The 3272-nt window shown below is 45.8% G+C and carries 3 protein-coding genes and 1 pseudogene; all 4 read left to right on the forward strand.

Annotation, left to right across the window (positions count from 1 at the left end; genetic code table 11):
* On the forward strand, positions 1-679 hold a 679-nt coding region (locus tag KKC1_RS13340; RefSeq protein ID WP_272946681.1), incomplete at its 5' end, for a group II intron maturase-specific domain-containing protein.
* A 76-nt stretch (positions 680-755) separates the two neighbouring features.
* A pseudogene (locus KKC1_RS13345) lies at positions 756-1349 on the forward strand (group II intron maturase-specific domain-containing protein); the annotation flags it as partial.
* Between the two features lie 359 nt (positions 1350-1708).
* On the forward strand, positions 1709-2032 hold the full coding sequence (locus tag KKC1_RS13350) for a UxaA family hydrolase (protein ID WP_088554937.1): 324 nt from the start codon (positions 1709-1711) through the stop codon (positions 2030-2032).
* Positions 2025-3194 carry a UxaA family hydrolase gene (locus KKC1_RS13355; protein WP_088554938.1) on the forward strand — a complete coding sequence of 390 codons (1170 nt, stop codon included), beginning with the start codon at positions 2025-2027 and terminating at the stop codon, positions 3192-3194. Before KKC1_RS13350 ends, KKC1_RS13355 begins: the two co-directional genes overlap by 8 nt.
* Positions 3195-3272: the final 78 nt, after the last annotated feature.

Here is a 3272-nt window from a genome sequence, read left to right on the forward strand (position 1 = left end):
AACGCCGCAGGGAGGGGTGATAAGCCCTCTACTAGCCAACCTTTTCCTCCACTATGCATTCGACATGTGGATGCAGAGGAACTGTCCCTCCATACCCTTTGAACGTTTTGCGGATGATATCATATGCCACTGCAAAAGCGAAGCCCAAGCCCGATGGCTACTGGCGAAATTACGGGAGCGTTTCTTCCGGTGCCGGTTGGAGCTCCATCCGGAGAAAACGAAGATAGTTTACTGCAAAGATGACGACCGACAAGGAAGCTACCCACAGGAAAAGTTTGACTTCTTAGGATACACCTTTCGACCCAGAAGGTCAAAGAACCGACATGGCAAATACTTTATCAACTTCAGCCCTGGGGTCAGCAATAAAGCTGCCAAAAAGATGAGGCAGACCATACGGGAATGGAAACTGCATCTTCGCAGTGATAAGGAGCTAGAAGACATAGCCCGGATGTTTAACCCTGTGCTCCGAGGATGGATAAACTATTTCAAGCACTACTACAAATCCGCGATGTATCCCACTCTAAGGTATCTAGACACTGTGCTAGTGAAGTGGGCGATGAGGAAATACAAGAAGCTGAAAAACCATAAAAGGCGGGCAGAACAGTGGCTGCGGCGGATCGCGGAAAGACAGCCGTGGCTGTTTGCCCACTGGCAGCTTCTTAAAGCGGCTGGACAGTAGGAGCCGGATGAGCTGAGAGGTTCACGTCCGGTTCTGTGAGGGCGTGGGGGTGAGACTTCCCCGCGCTACTCGACGCAACATCTACGTCAAAAGCAAGCGGGCAGGAGAAAGGGTCATGACCAGTATCCGTAAGTTTCTGCAGGAGCGGTTAAAGCTCAGAATAAACGAGCAGAAAAGCGCGGTGGACCGGCCGTGGAAACGGAATTTCCTGGGGTTTAGCATGTACAAAGCCAAAACAGGGAAAATCCTTATCCGCTTGGCGCCGCAAACCATCGACCGGGTGAAGAAGAAAATCCGGGAAATAACTTCCCGGAATAGACCCGTGAGTATGGCTGAGCGTATAGAGCGCCTGAACGCCTACTTGGGCGGGTGGATGGGATACTTCGCCCTGGCCGACACGCCCAGCATTTTCAAAAAGTTAGAAGGCTGGGTGCGGAGGAGATTACGCATGTGCCTCTGGAAGCAGTGGAAGCGAGTGCGGACAAGGTACCGCGAGCTGCGTGCACTGGGATTGCCGGAATGGGTAGTACATGAATTCGCCAACTCCCGTAAAGGACCATGGCGGATGGCCCACGGGCCGATGAATAGGGCCCTGGGTAACGCCTACTGGCAGTCCCAGGGCCTGATGAGCTTAACCGAACGCTATCAAAGTCTTCGTCAAGCTTGGTGAACCGCCGGATGCGGACCCGCATGTCCGGTGGTGTGAGAGGACGGGGGCTAGCCGCCCCCTCCTACTCGATAAATTTAAATAAAATTACAAAAAAAATTAAACAAAAAATTTATTATGCAAGAAGGATTTTTCAAAAAGATATCGAAATAAGAGTAATATAACTGGTCATACCACATACCTATGATGAATTATCAAAGTTAATAGACTAGATTATATTTATAAAGAGATTTGGCAATACATCGGAATTTCGGGTACCCTGCTAAGTCTATTAGCTTTGAAATGATCAAAATATGGGCGGATAAAAAGTTCCGTCCTTCGTTGAATTAATCAAAACTAAAAATATAAGGAGGGAGATATAATTGAAGAAGATTGCTTATGTTGTAGACCCAAAAGATAATGTAGCAACAATAATTAGTGATGAAGTAAAAGAAGGAATGAAAATTCCAGTGGAAGTTGACGGAGCGAAATTAGAAATCGAAGTACGAGCTGATATTCCCTACGGACACAAAATAGCCATCAGACCCATTAAGAAGGGGGAGACTATCTGGAAATACGGTTTAAGTATAGGAAGGGCCACCGAAGACATTGAAGTAGGTGACCATGTTCATGTACACAACATAGAACCTCTTAGGGGTCGTGGTGACTTGGCAAAAAAGCAAAAGGAGGGAATATGTTGTGAGTAAATGGTACGGCTATTATCGACCTGATGGGCAAGTTGGGGCCAGGAATTATTTATTGATTTTATCAGCGACCATATATGCAAACAGTGTGGTTGAAAGAGTAGCCAATACAATTGAAGGTGCTATTCCTATCACGCATCATTTAGGTCGCTGCCAGACAAAGTCCGACCTCAAAATGACTTTTGATGTTTTATGTGGTATGGCCAAGAACCCAAACGTTGGGGGAGTAGTTATAGTAGATCATTTTAGAGAAGAACTTTGCAATATTGATGACATGGCCCATGAGATTTCCAAATCAGGTAAGCCTGTTGAAACGGTGAATATTAGGGCAGCAGGTGGTGCCATAAATGCCACTACTGAGGCTATACGTAAAGCCATGTACTTGGCAAGGGAACTTTCGACATACAAGAGGGAAGAAGCAGATATGTCCCAATTTTTATTTGGTCTCAATTGTGGGACTTCCGATACTACTTCGGGCATAGCATCTAATCCTGCACTTGGACTTTGTTCTGATAGAATTATCAGGGAAGGCGGGCGTTCAATACTGGCTGAGTTTCCTGAATTAATGGGAGCAGAGCCGTGGCTGACTTCGAGGGCAGTAAACAAGGAAGTAGCAGATAAGATAGAAAAAATGATTAAAGAATATGAAGAAAGAATACTTGCCACAGGAGAAGACATTCGCGGATCTCAACCTACGGGAGATAATATAGCGGGGGGTCTTAGTACAATAGAAGAGAAATCACTTGGTGGAGCCAAGAAGAGCGGTAGCGCTCCTATTCAGGATGTAGTATTTTATGCAGAGACTCCTGGGAAAGAACCAGGTGTATACCTCATGTATACTCCGGGACACGGTTCGGAGTCAATTACCGGGATTGCTGCAGCAGGTGCTCAGGTATTGGTATTTTCCACCGGTGGAGGACATACAATAGCTAATCCCATAATGCCGACTATTAAGATTACTGGAAACAAAAAATCCTGGGAAAAGATGCAGGATACAGTAGACCTTGACCTTAGTGGAATCCTTGAAGGTACCCTCACTTTGGAAGAAGCAGGTGATCTAATTTACAATGAAGTGAGGGAAGTACTTTCAGGTAAATTAACCAAGAGTGAGATTCTTAAAGAAAGAACTGGTTTTGCTATTCACCGTATTGGTCTGAGTATTTAATTTAGACTCATCTTTGACAGTTTAAAAACAAGATTCCAGTAACGACAGGCATTTCAAGGGACGGAATACAGGCGTGCC

This window comes from Calderihabitans maritimus, from assembly GCF_002207765.1.
In the GTDB taxonomy this organism is placed as follows: domain Bacteria; phylum Bacillota; class KKC1; order Calderihabitantales; family Calderihabitantaceae; genus Calderihabitans; species Calderihabitans maritimus.